This window comes from Stenotrophomonas sp. STEN020 (genome assembly GCF_056760195.1).
This window is the reverse complement of the sequence record NZ_JBRREI010000020.1, coordinates 1-20,337: the sequence shown is the minus strand read 5'-3', so window position 1 is coordinate 20,337 and position 20,337 is coordinate 1. Positions and strand designations below refer to the sequence as shown.

Annotated in this window: 17 protein-coding genes; 12 read left to right on the top strand and 5 right to left on the bottom strand. The window is 63.9% G+C overall.

Features of this window, described 5'->3' with window-relative positions; translation table 11 throughout:
* The first annotated feature begins 60 nt into the window (after positions 1 to 60).
* Positions 61 to 3,399 carry a hybrid sensor histidine kinase/response regulator gene (locus ACVOLZ_RS10480; RefSeq protein ID WP_481516073.1) on the top strand — a complete coding sequence of 1,113 codons (3,339 nt, stop codon included), beginning with the start codon at positions 61 to 63 and terminating at the stop codon, positions 3,397 to 3,399.
* A gap of 52 nt (positions 3,400 to 3,451) precedes the next feature.
* On the opposite strand, the gene ACVOLZ_RS10475 is transcribed toward ACVOLZ_RS10480, so the two are convergent.
* Positions 3,452 to 4,126, bottom strand: a complete 675-nt coding sequence (locus ACVOLZ_RS10475) for a response regulator transcription factor (protein ID WP_481516072.1) — start codon at positions 4,124 to 4,126, stop codon at positions 3,452 to 3,454.
* An 89-nt stretch (positions 4,127 to 4,215) separates the two neighbouring features.
* Here ACVOLZ_RS10475 and ACVOLZ_RS10470 point away from each other — a divergent pair, with 89 nt between their 5' ends.
* Both ACVOLZ_RS10470 and ACVOLZ_RS10465 read left to right on the top strand, forming a co-directional pair.
* Positions 4,216 to 6,057 (top strand): 3-hydroxybutyrate oligomer hydrolase family protein, encoded by a 1,842-nt coding sequence (locus ACVOLZ_RS10470; RefSeq protein ID WP_481516071.1) that lies wholly within the window; start codon positions 4,216 to 4,218, stop codon positions 6,055 to 6,057.
* A gap of 24 nt (positions 6,058 to 6,081) precedes the next feature.
* Complete coding sequence (locus ACVOLZ_RS10465) at positions 6,082 to 7,743, top strand: fatty acid--CoA ligase (RefSeq protein ID WP_481516070.1); 1,662 nt, start codon at positions 6,082 to 6,084, stop codon at positions 7,741 to 7,743.
* Between the two features lie 207 nt (positions 7,744 to 7,950).
* Here the strand turns inward: ACVOLZ_RS10465 and ACVOLZ_RS10460 are convergent, their stop codons facing one another.
* The 3 genes from ACVOLZ_RS10460 to ACVOLZ_RS10450 form a co-directional block, all read right to left on the bottom strand.
* On the bottom strand, positions 7,951 to 9,633 hold the full coding sequence (locus ACVOLZ_RS10460) for an amidohydrolase (protein ID WP_481516069.1): 1,683 nt from the start codon (positions 9,631 to 9,633) through the stop codon (positions 7,951 to 7,953).
* A 100-nt stretch (positions 9,634 to 9,733) separates the two neighbouring features.
* Complete coding sequence (locus ACVOLZ_RS10455; RefSeq protein WP_481516068.1) at positions 9,734 to 10,495, bottom strand: glycine zipper 2TM domain-containing protein; 762 nt, start codon at positions 10,493 to 10,495, stop codon at positions 9,734 to 9,736.
* A 129-nt stretch (positions 10,496 to 10,624) separates the two neighbouring features.
* Entirely contained in the window at positions 10,625 to 11,059 is a 435-nt protein-coding gene (locus tag ACVOLZ_RS10450) for an OsmC family protein (RefSeq protein ID WP_481511396.1), read from the bottom strand.
* Positions 11,060 to 11,361: 302 nt separating this feature from the next.
* Between ACVOLZ_RS10450 and ACVOLZ_RS10445 the strand changes: the two genes are divergently transcribed.
* From ACVOLZ_RS10445 to ACVOLZ_RS10435, 3 genes are all read left to right on the top strand, one after another.
* Positions 11,362 to 11,772, top strand: a complete 411-nt coding sequence (locus ACVOLZ_RS10445) for an HU family DNA-binding protein (protein WP_481508646.1) — start codon at positions 11,362 to 11,364, stop codon at positions 11,770 to 11,772.
* Positions 11,773 to 11,981: 209 nt separating this feature from the next.
* Positions 11,982 to 12,290 (top strand): DUF3861 family protein, encoded by a 309-nt coding sequence (locus tag ACVOLZ_RS10440; protein WP_481516067.1) that lies wholly within the window; start codon positions 11,982 to 11,984, stop codon positions 12,288 to 12,290.
* A gap of 286 nt (positions 12,291 to 12,576) precedes the next feature.
* Positions 12,577 to 13,164: a YceB family lipoprotein gene (locus ACVOLZ_RS10435; RefSeq protein WP_481516066.1), complete on the top strand. Its 588-nt coding sequence runs from the start codon at positions 12,577 to 12,579 to the stop codon at positions 13,162 to 13,164.
* A 209-nt stretch (positions 13,165 to 13,373) separates the two neighbouring features.
* Here ACVOLZ_RS10435 and ACVOLZ_RS10430 read toward each other — a convergent pair whose 3' ends face one another.
* The gene (locus ACVOLZ_RS10430) at positions 13,374 to 13,841 is read right to left on the bottom strand and encodes an SET domain-containing protein (RefSeq protein ID WP_481516065.1); all 468 of its coding nucleotides are present in this window, start codon (positions 13,839 to 13,841) and stop codon (positions 13,374 to 13,376) included.
* A gap of 561 nt (positions 13,842 to 14,402) precedes the next feature.
* Between ACVOLZ_RS10430 and ACVOLZ_RS10425 the strand changes: the two genes are divergently transcribed.
* Genes ACVOLZ_RS10425 through ACVOLZ_RS10400 form a run of 6 tightly spaced genes read left to right on the top strand, consistent with a single transcriptional unit; the run spans position 14,403 to position 20,067 of the window.
* The gene (locus tag ACVOLZ_RS10425; protein ID WP_057627263.1) at positions 14,403 to 14,849 is read left to right on the top strand and encodes an SUF system Fe-S cluster assembly regulator; all 447 of its coding nucleotides are present in this window, start codon (positions 14,403 to 14,405) and stop codon (positions 14,847 to 14,849) included.
* A 19-nt stretch (positions 14,850 to 14,868) separates the two neighbouring features.
* Positions 14,869 to 16,344, top strand: coding sequence for a Fe-S cluster assembly protein SufB (sufB, locus tag ACVOLZ_RS10420; protein WP_481516064.1), 1,476 nt, complete (start codon positions 14,869 to 14,871; stop codon positions 16,342 to 16,344).
* Positions 16,341 to 16,751 (top strand): lysozyme inhibitor LprI family protein, encoded by a 411-nt coding sequence (locus ACVOLZ_RS10415; RefSeq protein ID WP_481516063.1) that lies wholly within the window; start codon positions 16,341 to 16,343, stop codon positions 16,749 to 16,751. The genes sufB and ACVOLZ_RS10415 overlap by 4 nt, the downstream gene beginning before the upstream one ends.
* Positions 16,752 to 16,787: 36 nt before the next feature.
* Positions 16,788 to 17,552, top strand: coding sequence for a Fe-S cluster assembly ATPase SufC (gene sufC, locus ACVOLZ_RS10410; RefSeq protein WP_282271346.1), 765 nt, complete (start codon positions 16,788 to 16,790; stop codon positions 17,550 to 17,552).
* The gene (gene sufD / locus ACVOLZ_RS10405) at positions 17,552 to 18,814 is read left to right on the top strand and encodes a Fe-S cluster assembly protein SufD (protein ID WP_481516062.1); all 1,263 of its coding nucleotides are present in this window, start codon (positions 17,552 to 17,554) and stop codon (positions 18,812 to 18,814) included. The genes sufC and sufD overlap by 1 nt, the downstream gene beginning before the upstream one ends.
* The gene (locus ACVOLZ_RS10400) at positions 18,811 to 20,067 is read left to right on the top strand and encodes a cysteine desulfurase (protein WP_481516061.1); all 1,257 of its coding nucleotides are present in this window, start codon (positions 18,811 to 18,813) and stop codon (positions 20,065 to 20,067) included. The genes sufD and ACVOLZ_RS10400 overlap by 4 nt, the downstream gene beginning before the upstream one ends.
* Positions 20,068 to 20,337: the final 270 nt, after the last annotated feature.

Below are 20,337 nucleotides of genomic sequence, written 5' to 3'. Positions count from 1 at the left end.
TCCCGGCCAGCAATGGTCGGGAGCCAGCACGCCGGCCACGGTTCTCTCTACACTGGAGCGATGTTGACGCCCTCCATCGTCCTGTTCGCCTGCATCGCGTGGACCGTGCTGCTGTTCGGCGTCGCCCTGTGGGGTGAACGCCAAGGCCACCGTCTCGGCAGGATCTGGCCTGCCATCTACGCCCTGTCTTTGGGCGTGCATTGCACCGCCTGGACGTATTACGGGGCTGCCTCGCAGGGCGTGCAATGGGGCTTCCCGATTCCGCCGACCTTGATCGGCATGGCGCTGATCTTCGCCTTGGGTCTGCCATTCCTGGCACGGCTGGGCCGGCTGGCCAAACAACACAACAGCGCCACCATCGCCGATCTGGTGGTCGCACGGCTGCGCACCGACCAGGGCTTGGGCGTGACCATCACCCTGGTCGCGCTGTTCGGCATCGTTCCCTATATCGCGCTGCAGCTCAAAGCCATAAGCCAGGGGCTCAGCGCGCTGCTCGGCGACACGTTCGCCGCCAGCGGCTGGCAGCTGGACATGTCGTTCTGGTTCGCGCTGACGATGGCGGCGTTCACCATGCTGTTCGGCGCACGCAAGGCCTCGGCCACCGAGCACAACCGCGGCATCGTGGTCGCGCTGGGGCTGGAGTCGCTGCTGAAGTTGGCGGCGCTGCTGGCGATTGGCCTGTATGCGGCAATCTCGGTGCATCGCGCCGGCACGCCGCTGCTGGAAAAGATGGCGCATCTGCCGCCGCCAGCGGTTATCCCCGACTTCATCACCATGGTCGCATTGGGCGCGATGGCCGCGTTCACCCTGCCCCATCAGTTCCATGTCGGCGTGGTCGAGCTGCGCCAGTCCTCCGATCTGAAGACCGCACGCTGGCTGTTCCCGCTCTACCTGCTGTTGATCGGCCTGCCCTCGGTGCCGATGGCGCTGTCTGGTGCCGCGCAGCTCGGGGCCTCGGTATCGCCTGATCTGTACGTGCTTGCCTTGCCGCAGGAGCGCGGCCATCACCTGCTGGCGTTGCTCGCCTACCTGGGCAGCCTGAGCGCTGCCACCGGCATGATGATCCTGTCCGGGCTGACCTTGTCGATCATGCTCGGCAACCACGGCTTTGGTTCGCACTTGCTGGGCGGCATGAATGGCGGCGGCGATGCAGGTGCCGATCTGCGCCCACGCGTGCTGGCGTTCCGCCGCGCCGGCATCCTCGCCGTGTTCCTGATGTCGTGGCTGTACAGCCGCGCGATGAGCGGCACCGAGGCACTCAGCGATTTCGGCCTGATGTCGTTCACCGCACTGTCGCAGCTGGCACCGGCGGTACTATTGGCGGTGTATCGGCCTCGCACGCCCTCGCCTGCGATCATGGCCGGCATCGTGCTGGGCTCGCTGGTCTGGCTGTGGCTGGTGTTGCTGCCGATGGTGATCCCGGCACCCGATCCAACAACCGGCGGCGAAGGGTTGCACTGGCTGGCGCTGTTCTCGCTGCGCATGCAGCCCGGCCACATCGCCATCAGCATGGGCGCCAGCCTGGCGGTCAACCTGATCACGGTTGCGCTGGTATCGCGCGCGATACGCCCATCGCTGCCACTGCAGAAAGACGCCGTGGCCGCAGCGTCCATGCGCAAAACTGCCGGACGCTTCCTCGGCCCGGAGCGGGCGCGGCAATTGATGGACGGGCACGACGGGCAGATGCTGGATGACGACCGGGTCACCGCTATCGAACGCGAGCTGACCGCCGTCGTTGGCGCTGGCATGGCACGGCTGCTGGTCGAGGCCGCACGTGATGGTGGCGCCGCGCCGCTGGATGCGGTCACCCGCGCCGTCGGCGAAGCGACTCAGGCACTACGCTTCAACCAGCGCCTGCTGGAAGCCGCGTTGGAAAACATGAGTCAGGGCATCAGCGTGGTCGATGCCCAGCTGCAGCTGGTGGCCTGGAACAGTCGTTATGCCGCGCTGTTCAAATTCCCGCCTGAGCTGCTGCAGGTCGGGCAACCGGTTGCCAACCTCACCGCGTGGGCGTTGGGAGAACTGAAGATCAGCGAGGCGCCGGGCGACAACGTCGGCAAGGCGCTGACCCGGCGCATGGCGCATATGCGTCGCGGCACGCCGCATCTGTCCGAGCGCATCTTCCCCGACAACACCATCGTCGAAATCCGTGGCAACCCGATGCCTGGTGGTGGCTATGTCGCCACCTTCACCGATGTCACCGCGTTCCGCATGGCCGAGGACGCGCTCAAGCGCAGTAACGAGACCCTGGAACTGCGCGTGCAGGACCGCACCGCGCGACTGGAACAGGCCGTGCACGAAGCCGAGCGCGCCAACGTAGCCAAGACGCGATTCCTCACCGCGGTCGGCCACGACCTGATTCAACCCCTGCACGCCGCGCAGCTGCTCACCGATGCGATGTCACAGCACATCGAATCCGAGTTCCTGGATAGCTTCCTGCGCCAGATCCGCGGCGCCCTGGATTCCACCGATGATCTGCTGTCGGGCCTGCTCGACATCTCGCGCCTGGAAGCAGGCGGTTTGGTCGCCGATCCGCGTCCGTTCGCATTGTCGACCGTGCTTGATCCCTTGGCACAGGAATTCGCCGTGCTGGCAGCAGCGCGTGGCCTGCAGTTCCGCTATGTACGCAGCCGCGTCTGGGTGCATAGCGATCCACTGCTGCTACGCCGGGTACTGCAGAACTTCCTCGCCAACGCCATCCGTTACACCCGTAGCGGAGGCGTGTTGCTGGGCGTGCGCCGGAATGGCGACACGCTGGCAATCGGCGTACATGACAGCGGCCCGGGTATTACCCCGGAGCAGCAGAGCGTCGTGTTCGAGGAATTCCATCGCGGCGACCGCAGCAACGGCCAGGGGCTCGGCCTTGGCCTGGCAATTGCGCACCGTATCGCCGACCTGCTGCACGCCCCACTGGCACTGCACAGCGTGGTCAATCGTGGTTCGGCGTTCTCCATCACGGTGTCGCGGGCAACGCCGCCGCCAGCCTCACGCAATGCAGCGCCTGCAGGCAGCAACAGCACCATCAAGGGCACGCGGGTGTTGGTGGTCGACAACGATCCGGACGCACTGGAAGCGATGCGGCAGATGCTGCTCGCCTGGGGCTGCGATGTAATCGCCGCCGGCGACTCCACGGCGGTCGATGCGTCAGCAGGCGAAGCTGCGCTGTGGTTGTTCGACTACCACCTTGATGATGACGATACCGGCGTGCAGCTATGGAAGCGGCTTGTCGCCATGCATGGACAGCGACCTACCGTGATCCTAAGCGCCGACACCGGCAGCGACACCCGCGAGGCGGTCCGTGAAGTCGGCTTGTCACTGTTGAACAAGCCCTTCAAACCGCTGGCGCTACGCTGGGCAATCAATCATCTGTTGGCTGTGCGCAGTACAGTCGAGACCTGATGCGAAGCTGACACCGCTGGATCTGCTGATCGGCCAGTGACCGCGATGCAGGTCAGGCGCCCTGCGCCTCTTCAATCTGCCGCGATGGATCGTTCAGGCCCATTTCGTGCAATACGCGAATCGCCTGCGCGCGGTTGCGCACGCCCAGCCGGCCCATGATGCGGGTCATATGCGCCTTGACCGTGCGCAGCTGTACGCCAAGGCGATCGGCGATCTGCTTGTTGAGCAGCCCTTCGGCGACCAGACTCAGGACCTTGTACTGGTGCGCGGACAGGCTGGCCAAACGCGCGGCCAGATCGGCGTCCTTGCTGAAAGGCGCAACCCGGGCAACGGTTTCGCGCAGCATCGCCGGTATCCAGCGCTCGCCATCGAGCACGGTCTGCAAGGCCTGCTGCAGGTCCACCAGCCCCGAGCTCTTGGGCAGATAGCCGGCGGCTCCAAGGTCAATAGCGCGGCGGATCACGTGCGGCTCTTCATTGGCCGAGACAATGATGATCGCCAACCCCGGCTGCAACGCACGGATCGTCGCCAATCCTGCAAGGCCATGATTACCCGGCATATGCAGGTCCAGCAGCATCAGGTCGATCTGCTGGCTCTCGATTGCTTCCAGCACGCTGTCCAGTGAATCGGCCTCGCTGATCTGCAGATCATCAACCGCCTCTTCGGCCGCGCGGTGCAAGGCAGCGCGGAACAAGGGGTGGTCATCGGCAATGAGCAGGGTTGGCATGTCCAGGCGAGGTTAGCAAATTAGCCAGCGACCGGGCACGGGTACCTAGGTACGCTGGCACATACACACTGGCTTGCTAGTGTGTGGCAATGAACATCCCCCGCCCCGTTACCCTGCTTTGCGCCGCGCTGCCGCTGTTGGGCTGCGTCTCCGTCGCCCATGCCGCCAAGCCCGGCCCGAACGCTGCTGCGCCCGTGTTCGAGCAGTGGCGCGAAACCGAGCACCGCGGCAGCGATGACCTGCTGACCGCCGGGTTGGGCCTCGATGGCCTGCGCGCCACTGCCGCCCCGGCATTCGCCAGCCCGGGCCAGCCGACCGCAGAAGAAGCCCGGCGCCGGGCGATCTGGAGCAGCTGGCGCGGCATCGCCGACCTCACCCCAGGCGGTGGCTTTGGCGATGTCTACGGCAACCTGCAGGCGGCACCGGGCCGGGAGTTCTCGGCCTACGCGCGCATCCCCGGCGCCCGCCAACCCCATCGCGTGCTGGTGCAGATACCCGATAACTTCGATCCAAAGCGACGCTGCCTGGTAGCGACGGCCTCGTCCGGCTCGCGCGGCATCTATGGTGCGATTTCGGTTGCTGGCAGCTGGGGCCTGGCCCATGGCTGCGCTGTCGCCTATACCGACAAGGGCACCGGCAGCGACTATTACGACCTGGACGCCAGGAGTGGCTTCCAAGCTGACGGCACACCTGCCACACAAGGCGCGCTGGCCTTCGCCCCGACCGATGCGAAAGCCGCGCATGGCATTGCCTTCAAGCACGCCCATTCCGGCGACAACCCGGAAGCGGACTGGGGCCGGCATCTGCTGCAGGCACTGCAGTTCGGCCTGCAGGCACTGGACCGCGCCTACCCGCAATCGGCACCGTTCACCCCGGCAAACACGCGCACGCTGGGCGTAGGCGTTTCCAATGGTGGTGGCGCGGTGCTGCGCGCAGCCGAGATCGAAGGCGACTGGTTCGATGCCATGGTGGCTGGCGAGCCGAACGTCTCGGTTGCCGGCGCACCGCCGCTCTACGACTTCGTCACCCAGTCAGCGCTGCTGATGCCCTGCGCGCTGCTTGCGCTTGATGATCTACCGCAACCGCCGATGCAGGCACAGGCGGCGCCGGCATGGACGCAGCGCTGTGCCGTCCTGAAATCGGCCGGGCTGGTGCAAGGCGATGACACCGCCGCACAGGCACAGTCGGCACGCCAGCAACTCGCCGACGCGGGGCTCAGCGATGGCGCGCTGCGCGCCGGTGCGTTCTCTACTGGATTCGATCTGTGGCGTGCAATCGCGGTTACCTATGCATCAGCTTATGGTCGCTACGGCGCGGGCGAACATCCCTGCGCTTACAGCTACTCTGCTGTCGGTGCGGACGGCAAGCCCGTTCCTGCGACCGCCGAGCTGCGCGCAAGCTGGTGGAGCGAAGCCAGCGGCATTCCGCCGGGCAGTGGCGTTGTGCTGGTGGACGGCAATGCCGCCCAATCGGCGGATGATCCGCTGCACGGGCTGAACTGCCTGCGTGCACTCGGCGCTGGCGACAGCACCGATGCCAAGCGCGTACGCGCAGGCATCGCTGACGCAGCCGCCAAAGCACCCCGTCGCGGCCTGCCTATCGTGGTCATCCACGGCACCGACGACGGGTTGGTACCGATCAGCATGACCAGCGACCGTTACGTGCCGCTGGCACGCAAGGCCGGCGCACAGATCGCCTATTGGCGGGTAAGCAACGGCCAGCACTTCGACTCGCTGCTGGCCTTCCCGGACTACCGCAAGCGCTATGTACCGCTGCTGCCCTACATGTTCGCGGCAATGGACCAAGTATGGGATCACCTTGAAGATCCAGCGCGCGCCCTGCCACAGGATGCACTGATCCAGCCAACCCCGCGTGCGGAAGCACCGTTGCAGCGCTCGCAGCTGTCCATTCCCGCAGTCTCAGGCCGCTGACGCGCTGCCAACCAGGATATCCAGATGTCATTCGTTACACGCTCCGACCAAGCAGAATCCAGCGCCTACGCCTATCCGCTGCTGATCAAACAGCTGCTGCACACACCACTGGCGGTGAATCCTGATCAGGAGATCGTCTACGGCGACAAGGTCCGCTACAGCTACCGCACGTTGCAGGCGCGCATCGGCCAGCTGGCCGGTCTATTGACCTCACTGGGCGTGAAACCCGGCGACACCGTGGCGGTGATGGACTGGGACAGCAACCGTTATCTGGAAAGCTATTTCGCAGTACCGATGATCGGCGCCGTGCTGATGATGGTGAACGTTCGTCTGGCCCCGGAACAGATCGCCTATACGCTGAATCACAGTAGCGCGCGGGTGATCCTGGCCAACCGCGAGTTCCTGTCGGTGCTGGCGAGCATCAATGAACAGCTGCCGGATCTGCGCACACGAGTCCTGCTGGACGATGAAGGCGGCCCGCTGCCGGATGGCTTTGTCACCGAGTACGAAGTGGGCCTGAAGCAAGCCGAGCCGATCAGCAATTTCCCCGACTTCGATGAAAACACCCGCGCCACCATGTTCTATACGACCGGCACCACTGGTCTGCCCAAGGGGGTCTACTTCAGTCACCGACAGTTGGTGCTGCATTCGCTGGCGGCAATGGCTGCACTGGGAAGCGCGCCCAGCCAAGGTCGCCTGCATCGTGATGATGTCTACATGCCGATCACCCCGATGTTCCATGTCCACGCATGGGGCGTGCCGTATGTGGCCACGCTGATGGGCATAAAACAGGTCTACCCGGGCCGCTACCTTCCAGGCAAGCTGCTGGAACTGATCGCGCGCGAGAAAGTGACGTTCTCGCACTGCGTGCCAACCATTCTGCATATGCTGCTTGCGCATCCAACTTCAGCAGATACCGACCTGCGCGGCTGGAAGGTCATCATCGGCGGCGCAGCATTGCCACGTGCACTTTGCCAGCAGGCATTGGCGCGCGGCATCGATATCTTCGGCGGCTACGGCATGTCCGAAACCTGCCCAGTACTGACCCTCGCGCAGATCGATGCCGACGCCTTGGCCGGTACCGACGAAGAGCTGTCGTTGCGCACCAAGGCCGGCATCCCGATACCGTTGGTGGACCTGCGCATCGTCGACGAGGACATGAACGAAGTCGCCCACGATGGCATCGCCACCGGCGAAGTGGTGGTGCGCGCACCTTGGCTCACCCAAGGCTATCTACACAATCCAGAGGCCTCGGCCACGTTGTGGGAGGGTGGTTACCTGCATACCGGCGACATCGGCAACATTGATAGCGGCGGCTACCTGCGCGTCACCGACCGCATCAAGGACGTGATCAAGACCGGCGGTGAATGGATCTCGTCACTCGCACTGGAGGACATCATCGCCATGCACCCGGCGGTCAATGAAGTCGCGGTGATCGGCATTGCCGATGCCAAATGGGGCGAGCGACCGCTGCCGTTGGTGGTCAGGCACGCAGGCAGCACGGTTACCGAAGCCGAGATCATCGAGCTGGTCGCCGCCCGCAGCCGCGCAGGCGACATCTCCCGCTACGCGATCCCCGACCGCGTCAGCTTCGTCGATGCGATAGAACGCACCAGCGTGGGCAAAATCAACAAGAAGAAGCTGCGTAGCCAGCATGAGCTGCCGGCTGATCCAGCCCAAAGCTGATGTGCAAGCTGGCAATCGCCTGCTTTTGTAGGAGCGGCGTAAGCCGCGAAGCTCGCATCAATGAAGTTACCAATCTGCCCCCAATCGGATGGATCACCATCTTCGCGGCTTACGCCGCTCCCACAAAAAACCGATGCCAAGGGATTGGCATCGGTTTTCGGGTGACTAAGATGTTCAAACGAGAAGCCTTGTCGCCGCCGCAGCCCTTCAACCCTCCGGCGTAGCCGCCTTGTAAACCGGCTCACCATCAACCCAGGTCGACAGCACCTTCAGGTCATCAAGCTGATCGGCAGCAACCTTCAACGGATCACGATCCAGCACCACAAAGTCCGCACGCAGGCCGCGTTGCAGCTTGCCTACCTGCGCTTCGTCATGGCCGGCCCAGGCCGCATCGCTGGTGAAGCCACGCAACGCCTCGGCGGCACTCAGGCGCTGCTCCGGCTGCCAGCCACCCGGCGGCTGGCCATCGCGGTCCTGGCGGGTCACTGCTGCATACAAGCCCAGACGTGGGTCGACCTGCTCCACCGGGAAGTCCGAGCCCAAGGCCAGGCGTGCACCGCTGTGCAGGAAGCGCTGCCAGGCATACGCACCGAGAATGCGTTCCGGCCCAACCCGCTGCTCGGCCCACCCCATGTCCGAGGTGGCGTGGGTGGGCTGCATCGAGGCGATCACGCCGAGCTTGGCGAAACGCGGGATGTCCTGCAGCGACACTACCTGTGAGTGTTCGATACGCCAGCGGTGATCGTTGTCTTTGTGTGCACCCAGCACCTTCTCGTAGGTATCCAGCACGATGCGGTTGCCGCGATCACCGATGGCATGGGTGGCGACCTGTACCTTGCAGCCATCCGCCTTGCGCACGGCAGCTTCGAACTCCTCCGGCGAGGTCATCAGCAGGCCATGATTATGCGGGTCGTCACTGTAAGCGGTCAGCAGGGCCGCACCGCGGCTGCCCAGTGCGCCGTCCATGTACAGTTTGACCCCATGCATGCGCAGGCGGCCGGCTGGGTGATCGTAGAGCCCCGTCTTGCACAGATCGTCCAGCGCACCCTGATTACCGTCGGCATAGGCATCGATGCGCAGCGGCAGCTTGCCTTGCTCGGCCAGACGCTTCATCAGTGCCAGGTCTTCGCGCGATACACCCATGTCGTGTACGCCAGTCAATCCGTAGCTGACCGCAAGCTGCAGGGCGCCAAGCAGGCGCTTCTCACGCGTGGCATCATCCGGCTTGGGGATATGCGCCGAAACCAAGCTAGCTGCCCCATCCACCAGTACCCCACTAGGCTTGCCTGCGGCGTCGCGAACGATACGCCCGCCTTCCGGCTGCCACTCACCGGACAGTGACTTGCCGGCCTTTTCCGCAATACGGATTGCAGCACTGTTGACCCAACCGGCGTGGCCATCGACCCGCTCCAGATAGACCGCACGCTGCGGGAAGGCTGCATCCAGATCGGCGGCGGTGGGGAAATCGGTGTTGTCCCAGCGGTTCTGGTCCCAGCCCCGGCCCAGCAGCCACTGCCCCGGAGCCAAACTCTTTTCGAATGCTGTGAGCCGCGCCAACACCTCAGCCCGATTGCGCGCACCGCTCAGATCGGCCCACACCATCATCTCGCCAAGTCCGACCAGATGCGCATGGGCATCGATCAGGCCCGGCACCACCGTCGCATCACCCACATCAATGCGTGGCGCCTGCGGATACAACTGCAGCAGCGCATCGGCGCTGCCCACGTCCAATACCCGCCCGCTATCACTTTCCCATGCAATAGCACCAACTAGTGGCTGGGCAGGATCGCCTGTACGAATGGTGTCGGCCACCAGCAATTTGACCTCAGCCTGGACCGGCATTGCATAAAGACAGGGAAGCAACAGAGCCACACAGGCGATACGACGCATCACGCACTCTCCGCGTTGGAATGCGTGGACTATGCCGTCATCGACGACGTCTTACAAACCATATACCGGAACTGCGATCAGGCAGAAACACCCGCTACGCTCAGTCGGCACTTACGTCCACGCGTACGCGGATCTGCTCGCCCGGGTGGTAATCGCGATGGGTGCGGTATTGCCGGCCAGCGTATTCGTAGGTGACGTCGTAACCATCGACCCGCTCGCTCTCGCTGCCATACCCGGTGGGTTCGCACACACGTACGTCACCGCGCTGGTAGGTGGGGCGGTTGCTGGCCTCATAGATGGCACGACCGGCCGCGCCACCGGCAATAGTGCCGACCGCGGTACCCAGGTAACGGCCATCACCACCACCGATGCGGCTGCCGAGCACCGCGCCGGCCAAGCCACCGATCACCGTCGCCCACTGGCGACCGCTTTCGTTGCCCTGCCGGTACTGGCCGTTGTCGTAGCCACGCTGGTCATAGCCGTCATTTCGATAGCCGTTGTTGTTGCCGTAGCCGTTGTTGCCATAGCCGTTGTTGCCATAGCCGCCGGCCTGATAACCATTGTTGTTATCCACATAACCGCCATCGTTGCGCTCATAGCAGCGCTCGTTGCGGCCCTGATTGCTGTTGACGATGACCGGATCCACCCGCACCACGCGCGCATAGTCGTACACCGCACCGTTGCCGGCGTAGTCGCCGCCGCGGTACTGGCCGTTGTCATAGCGCGAATCCGGCCGGTACTGGCCATCATCGTAAGAACCGTTGGGGCGGTATTGGCCGTCGTCGTAGCGCTGTGCGGACGCATTGAAGGCGACCAGACCACCGACAACAAGGACAGCGGCAACAGCTAGCGAGCGACTCATGGCAGTAACCACTCCGGCTGGAATGAAGAACAAGGGATGAGCGATGCTCAGGCGCGACAGGTGAAACGACCCTGAACCGGACCTGCCAGCGCTGAACGCCAGCAGGGCCAGGGCAGGATCATCGCCAGATCAGGCCGAAAACTCGGTATCCAGGCTGATCGGCACCGCGCTAAGCGCCTTGGAGATCGGACAGTTCTGCTTGGCGTCATCGGCAATTGCACGGAACCGGGTCTCGTCCAGGCCCGGCACCACCGCCTTCACCTTGAGCCGGATCTGCGACAGCTGCGGGCCGCCCTCCATCGACAGGTCGACATCGGCGCGGGTGTCCAACGAGGTCGGCGGGAAGCCGGCTTCACTGAGCTTGGCCGACAGCGCCATGGTGAAGCAGCCGGCATGTGCGGCAGCAATCAGTTCTTCGGGGTTGGTGCCCTTCTCATCGCCGAAGCGGCTGTTGAACGCATAGCGGGTGTTCTCCATCAAACCGCTCTGTGGTGTACTCAAGCGGCCCTGCCCGGTCTTCAGATCGCCTTCCCAGTGCGCGGTTGCGTGACGCGAAATACCCATGGTCGAACTCCTCGTGGTGGATGGCCGGGCCAGCCTAAACCACAGCGTGTTAGCGGTTTGTGCGCCGCAGCCATCGGCACAACGGCGTGCCCGCCGAGCGCGGGCAACACCGCGATTGATCGCACTCCAACCCGGTTTTTGCATGGCTTCCGGCACCGATTTGTTGTCCAAATGCGTCCAGAACCAATTTTTATGGGCTTTTTCTTCGATTACCTATTGGCGTCACGCAATTCATGCCCTACATTTCGCTTGCCGACGGGGTCGGCACGACCAACAACCAACCGTTCACGGAACAGGAAATCATGGCAAAGACCGCTAAAAAGGCTGCCCCGAAGAAGGCAGTGAAGAAAGTAGCTACGAAGGCTGCAACCAAGGCTGCCGCCAAGCCGGCCGCACTGAAGCCGATCAAGGAAGCACTGACCAAGTCCGGTCTGGTCGCCCACATCGCTGAAGCCACCTCGGTCGCTGCCAAGGACGTGCGCGCTGTGTTCGCCGCCCTGGAAGGCGCCGTCGCCGCCTCGGTCAACAAGAAGGGCGCTGGTTCCTTCACCCTGCCGGGCCTGCTGAAGATCTCCACCGTGAGCGTTGCTGCCAAGCCGAAGCGCAAGGGCATCAACCCGTTCACCAAGGAAGAGCAGTGGTTTGCCGCCAAGCCGGCCACCACCAAGCTCAAGGTGCGTCCGCTCAAGAAGCTCAAGGACGCTGCGCTGTAATCAGCGCGCCCCTTGGCGAATGAACGGGACGGCCCTGCCGTCCCGTTTTTTTTTGCTTCATCGCAACGTGGAAAACGTTCCCATGGGTCGCAGCGTTCCGCCTGTGGCATGGGAAAAACACTGGAACACAGCGTCATGGTCCAACGCCTCGTACCGGCGCCAGCGCGGGCCTATGGTGGCCACTCCCCCGCTTCCCCACGTAGTCCACCATGTCCATCAGCAAGCATCGCTACCGAATCTCCGTCACTCCGATCGAGACCGACGGCCAGCAGTGCAGCGGCCGTTGCTCGATCGAGTTCGAACAACGCAGCCAATACAACTGGATGCGCCAGCTGGAATCCGCGCAAGGCCAACGTCGACTGTCCTGCAATGAGGACGCCGGCGTGGTGGTTGTCACCGGCCTGCTGGAGACCCTGGCCGAATCGGCAGCCAAGCCCGACAGCCTGTTGAGCGCGCTGCAGCCGGAGCTCGGCCAGTTGCTGCACAAGCTCAAGCAGCTGCAGACGCCGGCGGAGTAAGTCGCTGGCAGCAAGCCGACCGGCCCTGCAGACCTCCAACATCGTCGCGCGGGAGCGGAAGTCGCTTGCGCAGGCCAAGAGTAATATCGGCTTGCTCGCCTGAGCATCGCGACCGGAAAACAGCACTTCAAACGCTGATATCGCACCGGCCCGCTTGTCCGTACCAGTGGCTGGGAGGTCAGCCGAGGCAGTACTTCAGTCCGATTGGACCGAGCCTGCTAATTGGCCGTTCACCCAATCCGGTTATCTTGCTAGTCCAACCTGCTGCCATCACCGAGTACGCCCGATGAACCTGCGTTCCCTGCTCCTCCCCAGCATCGCCCTGCTCGCCATGGCCGGCAGCGCCCATGCCGCGCCGCAGATCAACGGCAAACAATTGACCGTTGGCGCCGCCGATGTGCAGCAATACCTGGACGGCAGCTTCCCGCGCACGCAGAAGGCACTGGGCGGGCTATTGGCGCTGACCGTGAGCCAGCCGCACCTGACCCTGCCACAGGGCAGCCGCCTGGATCTGGGCTTCAACCTGGCCATGGCCGCTGGCGGTTCGTCGATGCCGGTGGGCGATGTACAGATCAGCAGCGGCCTGCGCTACGACGCGCAGACCCAGGGCTTCCATCTGGACCAGCCCACCGTTGATGGTTTCCGCCCCAGCGCAGCTGGTGGTGGTGAGTTGGATTCAAGTACCCGCAGCCTGCTCAACAGCTGGCTGGCCGACTACGCGCGCCGCGAACCGATCTACAAGATCGACCCGGCCATCGCCAAGGTGATGGGCGTGTTGCAGGTAAAGTCAGTGGGCATCCAGAACGGCCGCATCGCCGTGGACTTCAACCAGAACCTGGGCAGCTTCGTGCCGCAGGGTTTGCTCGGGAACTGAGCCGCCCTGCTGTAGAAACGAAAAAGGCCGCGATTGCGGCCTCTTTCATTTTGTTTCCTTGTAGGAGCGGCGTAAGCCGCGAAGCTGACGATGTGTCAGCCCCGAAGCCGAGCATTCGCCAACGGAACCGCTTCGTCATTCATTGGCAGCATCTGAGCTGGCAGTGGCTTCGCGGCTTACGCCGCTCCCACAAAACCAGCGGGCGCTTTTCAGCGCTTCGGCTGCAGCATCGTGCCGGTGCACTTGGGCGAGCCGCAACGGCATTCCCAGATCTTCTTCAGGCGCGGGGTGTGACGCTCGGCCAGGGTGATGCCATAGTTGTAGGTCAGCTCTTCGCCGGCCTTGATGTCGCGGATGGCTTCGATGAACACCTTGTCAGCGGTGCGGTCATCGCCCTCAGCCTCTTCGATCATCGCCTCGCAGTTCGGATCGCAGCTGTGGTTGATCCAGCGTGCGTCATTGCCCTTGTAGTTGGCATCGATGACGTAATCGTCGTTCAGGGTGAACAGGAAGGTGTGGCCGGTTTCCACATCACCTGCATCGTCTGCGTCCACTTCGGCATGGGTACGACGCTTGCCCTTGTATTCGATGACGCGCTCGCCCTTCTTGATGGCGGCCACGGCGAACACACCGTTGCCGTGGATGGAGGATTTGCGCGCCTGGATCTTCTTGGGCATTTACATGGCCGGGACTTGAGTGAGGCGGTGATTCTCGCCCATTGGGCAGGACAACCCAAGGGGAGGCACCTGGATTGGGGATTCCGCGTCATGCTTTACGACGAATCGAAAGCATGGAGCAGCGGCTGCGCCGCGCACTTGCTGCTGACTTTGGCTCCCTCTCCCCTTGTGGGAGAGGGTTGGGGAGAGGGGTAGCTGTTGGCGCAGGATCAAAACTCACCAATATCCCTACCCGACTACTTTTAAGCAGAAGCGAACTGCAGCGGCTGCGCCGCTCCCCTCTCCTGCCTTCGGCATCCTCTCCCACAAGGGGAGAGGAAACAGCAGCGGCTGCGCGGCTCCCCTCTCCTGCCTTCGGCATCCTCTCCCACAAGGGGAGAGGAAACAGCAGCAGCTGCGCCGCTCCCCCTCTCCTGCCTTCGGCATCCTCTCCGGCGAGGGGAGAGGAAACAGCTGCAGCTCCCTGATTGGCAGGGGGTTTCTGCCACCTGAACAGCAAAACTTGGCCCTCCCGACGAGAAAGCGTACAATTTTGGTCCACATTGATTCCCCGTTACCGCAATGCTCCGCGTCACCAAGCTCACCGATTACGCCACCGTCGTCCTGACCGTGCTAGCCGCACGGCCAGCCGAAGTGTTGAGCGCGACCGATCTGGCTGAAGCCGCCGGATTGGAGCCGCCCACCGTCAGCAAGCTGCTCAAGCCGCTGGCCCAGGCCGGTCTGGTTGAAGGCCTGCGCGGCGTGCATGGCGGTTACCGGCTGACCCGCCCGGCCTCCGAGATCACCCTGATCGAGATCCTGGAAGCGATGGAGGGCCCCTTGGCCATCACCGAATGCAGCCAGGAGCAGAGCCAGTGCGGCCTCGCCGGGCAATGCGGTGTGCGTTCCAACTGGCGGCTGATCAATGATGTCGTTTCCGATGCCCTGCGCGGCGTCACCCTCGCGCAGATGCTGCACCCCTTACCGCTTGCCGACCGTCGACGCATCAGCGCCGACGTCGTCTCCTGAACAACCGTAGGCAGCCCTAATGGCCACCGAAATCATCGAACCGGTCGACACCGTCGACAGCCCGAACCGTGAAATCCATGAGCAGCTGGGTCGTAAATACGACGCAGGCTTCGTCACGCTGATCGAATCCGAGTCGTTCCCCCCCGGCCTGGACGAGGACGTCATCCGCGCGCTCTCGGCCAAGAAGGAAGAGCCCGAGTGGATGACGCAGTGGCGCCTGGACGCTTACCGCCACTTCCTGACCATGCGCCAGCCGGACTGGGCCAAGCTCGAGATCGCGCCGATCGACCTGCAGGCGCTGAGCTACTTCTCCGCGCCCAAGGGCCCGAAGTACCAGTCGCTGGACGAAGTGCCCAAGGAACTGCTGGACACCTACGAAAAGCTCGGCGTGCCGCTGCATGAGCGGGCGAAGCTGGCCGGCGTGGCGGTGGATGCGGTGTTCGATTCGGTCTCGGTCGGTACTACTTTCCGCAAGGAACTGGCCGACAAGGGCGTGATCTTCTGCTCCATCTCCGAAGCCATCCGCGAGTACCCGGAGCTGGTACGCAAGTACCTGGGCTCGGTGGTGCCGGTGGGCGACAACTATTTCGCCGCGCTGAACTCGGCGGTGTTCTCCGACGGCAGCTTCGTGTTCGTGCCGGCCGGTGTGCGCAGCCCGATGGAGCTGAGCACCTATTTCCGCATCAATGCCAGCAATACCGGGCAGTTCGAGCGCACCTTGATCATCTGCGAGGACAAGGCCTACGTCTCCTACCTGGAAGGCTGCACCGCGCCGATGCGCGATGAAAACCAGCTGCACGCCGCGGTGGTCGAGCTGGTGGCGCTGGAAGATGCCGAGATCAAGTATTCGACCGTGCAGAACTGGTACCCGGGCGACGAGAACGGCGTCGGCGGCATCTACAACTTCGTCACCAAGCGTGCCGAATGCCGCGGCGCCCGCGCCAAGGTGACCTGGACCCAGGTGGAAACCGGCTCGGCCATCACCTGGAAGTACCCGTCCTGCGTGCTGCTGGGCGACGACTCGGTGGGTGAATTCCACTCGGTGGCGCTGACCCACCATCGCCAGCAGGCCGATACCGGTACCAAGATGATCCACATCGGCAAGCGCACCAAGAGCAAGATCATCTCCAAGGGCATCAGTGCCGGCCGTGGCCAGAACACCTATCGCGGCCTGGTGCGTGTTGACCGTGGTGCCGAAGGTGCGCGCAACTACACCCAATGCGACTCGCTGCTGATCGGCAAGAAGTGTGGCGCCCACACCTTCCCCTACATCGAGGTGAAGAACCCCAGCGCCACCGTCGAGCACGAGGCCACCACCTCCAAGATTTCCGACGACCAGTTGTTCTATTGCCGCGCACGCGGCATCGACCAGGAAAACGCGGTGTCGATGATCGTCGACGGCTTCTGCAAGCAGGTGTTCAAGGAACTGCCGATGGAGTTCGCGGTGGAAGCCAAGAAGCTGCTGGAAGTGTCGCTGGAAGGATCGGTCGGATGAGCCGCCTATCGCTGCTCCTGCTGGCCGTGCTGCCGTTCGCAGCCTCTGCCGCGTCACCGGGCAAGGCCTGCGACGATGCCCGCACCCAGCTGGATATCAACGAGTGTGCGGCGGCGGAAGCCACCGCCGCCGACGCCGAGCTCAACGCCGTGTACCGGCAGGTGATGCAGAAGCTGCAGGGCCAGCAGGTCGCCATCGACAAGCTGCGCGCTGCCCAGCGCCTGTGGATCCCGCTGCGCGATGCCGACATCGAAGCGCGCTACCCGGTGGGCAAGGACGAGAACCCGCGTGTCCTGTACGGCTCGATGTACCCGATGCTGTATTCGGCCAACAAGGCCGAACTGACCCGCAAGCGCACCCAATGGCTGCGCGCCACCTTCCTCGATCGCGCCGAAGGCGAGCTCTGATCGCCCCGCACCCCACATATTGAAGAACGCACCCTCATGCTGAAGATCGAAAACCTCCACGCAAGCATCGGCGACAAGGAAATCCTCAAGGGTCTGTCGCTGGAAGTGAAGCCGGGCGAAGTGCACGCCATCATGGGCCCGAACGGCGCCGGCAAGTCCACCCTCGGCAATGTCCTGTCCGGCCGCGACGGCTACGACGTCACCGCCGGCAGCGTGCAGTTCGAAGATGGCGACCTGCTGGAGCTGGAACCGGAAGCACGCGCCGCCGCCGGCCTGTTCCTGGCTTTCCAGTACCCGGTGGAAATCCCCGGCGTCAACAACACCTACTTCCTGCGCGCCGCGCTCAATGCACAGCGCAAGGCACGCGGCGAGGAAGAACTGGACTCGATGCAGTTCCTCAAGCTGGTCCGGCAGAAGCTGGCCGTGCTGCACCTGAAGGACGAGTTGCTGCACCGCGGCGTCAACGAAGGTTTCTCCGGTGGCGAGAAGAAGCGCAACGAGATCTTCCAGCTGGCCGTGCTTGAGCCGAAGCTGGCGATCCTCGACGAAACAGACTCGGGCCTGGACATCGATGCGCTGAAGAGCGTGGCCGATGGCGTCAACGCGCTGCGTTCGCCGGAGCGTTCGTTCCTGGTCATCACCCATTACCAGCGCCTGCTCGACTACATCAAGCCGGACGTGGTGCATGTGCTGGCCGACGGCCGCATCGTCAAGACCGGTGGCCCAGAACTGGCGCTGGAGCTGGAAGCGCACGGTTATGACTTCCTGAAGGACCGCGTGGTCCGCGAGGCAGCCAAGTAATGAGTGCCCTTCTGGATTCCTTGGCCGGTACGTTCTGCGGCAGCAAGGAGCGCGCCGAGCTGCTCGAAGCTGCGCTGAAAACCGGCCTGCCCGCCGCCCGCAACGAGGCCTGGAAGTACACCTCGCTGCGCCAGCTGGAGCGCCGCAGTTTCACTGCCGCGCCGCTGCAGGCCCCGGATATCGATGCCGCGCTGCTGGCCGACATCCCGTCGCCGCGCCTGGTCTTCGTCAACGGTCGTCACAGCGCTGCGTTGAGCGATCTGTCGTCGCTGGATGCCGGTGTGCAGGTGCGCACCCTGTCTGCCGTGCAGGCCGAAGAGCCCGAGGCGCTGCGTTTCCTTGGCCGTCGCTTCGAGCGCGCCGAAGAAGTATTCGCCCAGCTCAATGCCGCACTCGCCGATGAGGGCGTACTGGTGCAGGTGGCCGAAGGCATCGTCAGCGAAACGCCGCTGCATCTGGTGTTTGTCAGCGCGGCGGATTCCGCCGACCACGCCTGGCACCATCGCCACCTGATCGAGCTGCGCCGCGGCGCCATGTTTGGCCTGGTCGAGCATCATCTGCAGGCCGGTGACAGCGCGCATCTGGACAACACCCTGGTGCACGTACACATCGCCCAGGATGCGGTGCTATCACATGCCCGCGTACAGGCCGACAGTGCACGCGCCACCTCGCTGCTGCGCACCGATGCGGTGCTGGCGCGCGATGCGCAGTATCGCCGCATCGACCTGGAACTGGGTGCCGCACTGAGCCGTCATGAGCTCAACGTGCGTCTGGAAGGTGACAACGCCAAGCTGACCGCCAATGGCGTGCTGCTGGGCACCGGTCGTCGCCATATCGATACCCGTCTGGGCATCGAGCACATCGCCAAGAACACCAGCGCCGAGCTGGTCTGGCGTGGCGTGACGGCCAACCGCAGCCGCGTCGTGTTCCATGGCGGCATCGGCATCCGCGAAGGCGCCGATGGCACCGATGCCAACCTGTCCAACAAGAACCTGCTGCTGTCGGCCGATGCCGAGATCGATACCCAGCCGACGCTGGTGATCGATGCCGACGAGGTCAAGGCGGCGCACGGCGCTACCGTTGGTCAACTCGACGCCAATGCGCTGTTCTACCTGCGCTCGCGCGGCGTGCCGGCCGAACAGGCGCGCGCCATGCTCAGCGCCGCGTTCTGCCACGAGCCGCTGTCTGCGGTGGAAGGCGTTCTTACCGAAAAGCTGGCCCGCCATCTGGACCAGGCACTGCAACAGGCAGGCATGGCATGAATCTCAGTTCCCCGCGTCCGATTCACCACCCGGCCACCGCTCCCGATTGGGAGCGCGTGCGCGCCGACTTCCCGCTGCTGATGCGCGAAGTCAACGGCAAACCGCTGGTGTATTTCGACAATGCCAACACCGCGCAGAAGCCGCTGTCGGTGATCGGCGCGGTGGACGAGTTCTATCGCCGTTACAACGCCAACGTCAGCCGCGCGGTGCACGCGCTTGGCAGCGAAGCTACTGAAGCCTACGAAGGCGCACGCACCAAGCTGGCGCGCTTCCTCAATGTGCGCAGCGATGAGCTGGTGCTGTGCAGCGGCACCACCTTCGCGATCAACCTGGTCGCCTATTCGTGGGCGCTGCCGCGCTTGAAGAACGGCGACGTGATTCTGGTCTCGCGCATGGAGCACCACGCCAACATCGTGCCGTGGCAGCTGGTTGCCGAGCGTACCGGCGCGACCATCCGCGTGGCCGAGATCAAACCCGACGGCAGCCTCGATCTGGACGCGCTGCATGCAGCGATGACCCCGGAAGTGAAACTGCTGGCGCTGACCCATGTATCCAACGTGCTGGGCACCATCAACCCGGTCCGCGAGATCTGCCGCGAAGCCCGTAAGCGCGGCATCATCACCGTGATTGATGGCTCGCAGGCCGCACCGCACCTGACTGTGGATGTGGCGGCGATCGGCTGCGATTTCTATGCGGTGACCGGCCACAAGATGTGCGGCCCGACCGGCACCGGCGCGCTGTGGGCACGCCGCGAACATCTGCAGGACATGCCGCCGTTCCTTGGCGGCGGCGAGATGATCAAGGAAGTCAGCTTCGACGGCACCGTGTTCAACGACGCCCCGCACAAATTTGAAGCCGGCACGCCGAATATCGCCGGTTTCATTGGCCTGGGTGTGGCCGTGGATTACCTGGAAGCACTCGGCCGCGAGCACATCGAAGCGCGCGAGCAGGAACTGCTGGCGCACTTCACCGAAGAACTGCAGCGCGTTGAAGGCCTGCGCATCTTTGGTACCGCGCCCAACAAGGCCGCAGTGGTGTCTTTCCAGATCGAAGGCGCGCATGCGCACGACCTTGCGACCCTGCTCGACCTGCAAGGCGTTGCCGTGCGTTCCGGCCAGCATTGCGCACACCCGCTGCTGCAGTACTACGGCGTAGCGGCCACCTGCCGCGCCTCGTTGGCGTTTTACAACACGCATGAAGAGATTGAATCCTTCATGGCGGCGTTGAAGAAAGTGCGCAGCCTGCTGGGTTGAGAAATTCAGCTGTTGTAGGAGCGGCGTAAGCCGCGAAGCCACAAATCCAACGGCACAAGCTCTACCCCTCCCCAGCCCTCCCCAGCCCTCCCCTTGCCTGCGGCAAAGGGAGGGAGCGCTTTACTGGCTTCGGCAGAGTCCCCACGACCTGCCAGTTGTAGGAGCGGCGGGAGCCCCCCCCCCCGCCCCCCCCCCCGGGTCAAAGAAAAAGCCAAAAGAAAACCCCAAACCGAAGCCGCGGGCCCCCCGCCCACCCCCCCCAGGGCCCCC

Excerpts from the sequence above, each read along its gene's own strand:
- ACVOLZ_RS10480 (WP_481516073.1), top strand. The coding sequence starts at position 61 with ATGTTGACGCCCTCCATCGTCCTGTTCGCCTGCATCGCGTGGACCGTG.
- ACVOLZ_RS10475 (WP_481516072.1), bottom strand. The coding sequence starts at position 4,126 with ATGCCAACCCTGCTCATTGCCGATGACCACCCCTTGTTCCGCGCTGCC.
- ACVOLZ_RS10470 (WP_481516071.1), top strand. The coding sequence starts at position 4,216 with ATGAACATCCCCCGCCCCGTTACCCTGCTTTGCGCCGCGCTGCCGCTG.
- ACVOLZ_RS10465 (WP_481516070.1), top strand. The coding sequence starts at position 6,082 with ATGTCATTCGTTACACGCTCCGACCAAGCAGAATCCAGCGCCTACGCC.
- ACVOLZ_RS10460 (WP_481516069.1), bottom strand. The coding sequence starts at position 9,633 with ATGCGTCGTATCGCCTGTGTGGCTCTGTTGCTTCCCTGTCTTTATGCA.
- ACVOLZ_RS10455 (WP_481516068.1), bottom strand. The coding sequence starts at position 10,495 with ATGAGTCGCTCGCTAGCTGTTGCCGCTGTCCTTGTTGTCGGTGGTCTG.
- ACVOLZ_RS10450 (WP_481511396.1), bottom strand. The coding sequence starts at position 11,059 with ATGGGTATTTCGCGTCACGCAACCGCGCACTGGGAAGGCGATCTGAAG.
- ACVOLZ_RS10445 (WP_481508646.1), top strand. The coding sequence starts at position 11,362 with ATGGCAAAGACCGCTAAAAAGGCTGCCCCGAAGAAGGCAGTGAAGAAA.
- ACVOLZ_RS10440 (WP_481516067.1), top strand. The coding sequence starts at position 11,982 with ATGTCCATCAGCAAGCATCGCTACCGAATCTCCGTCACTCCGATCGAG.
- ACVOLZ_RS10435 (WP_481516066.1), top strand. The coding sequence starts at position 12,577 with ATGAACCTGCGTTCCCTGCTCCTCCCCAGCATCGCCCTGCTCGCCATG.
- ACVOLZ_RS10430 (WP_481516065.1), bottom strand. The coding sequence starts at position 13,841 with ATGCCCAAGAAGATCCAGGCGCGCAAATCCTCCATCCACGGCAACGGT.
- ACVOLZ_RS10425 (WP_057627263.1), top strand. The coding sequence starts at position 14,403 with ATGCTCCGCGTCACCAAGCTCACCGATTACGCCACCGTCGTCCTGACC.
- sufB (WP_481516064.1), top strand. The coding sequence starts at position 14,869 with ATGGCCACCGAAATCATCGAACCGGTCGACACCGTCGACAGCCCGAAC.
- ACVOLZ_RS10415 (WP_481516063.1), top strand. The coding sequence starts at position 16,341 with ATGAGCCGCCTATCGCTGCTCCTGCTGGCCGTGCTGCCGTTCGCAGCC.
- sufC (WP_282271346.1), top strand. The coding sequence starts at position 16,788 with ATGCTGAAGATCGAAAACCTCCACGCAAGCATCGGCGACAAGGAAATC.
- sufD (WP_481516062.1), top strand. The coding sequence starts at position 17,552 with ATGAGTGCCCTTCTGGATTCCTTGGCCGGTACGTTCTGCGGCAGCAAG.
- ACVOLZ_RS10400 (WP_481516061.1), top strand. The coding sequence starts at position 18,811 with ATGAATCTCAGTTCCCCGCGTCCGATTCACCACCCGGCCACCGCTCCC.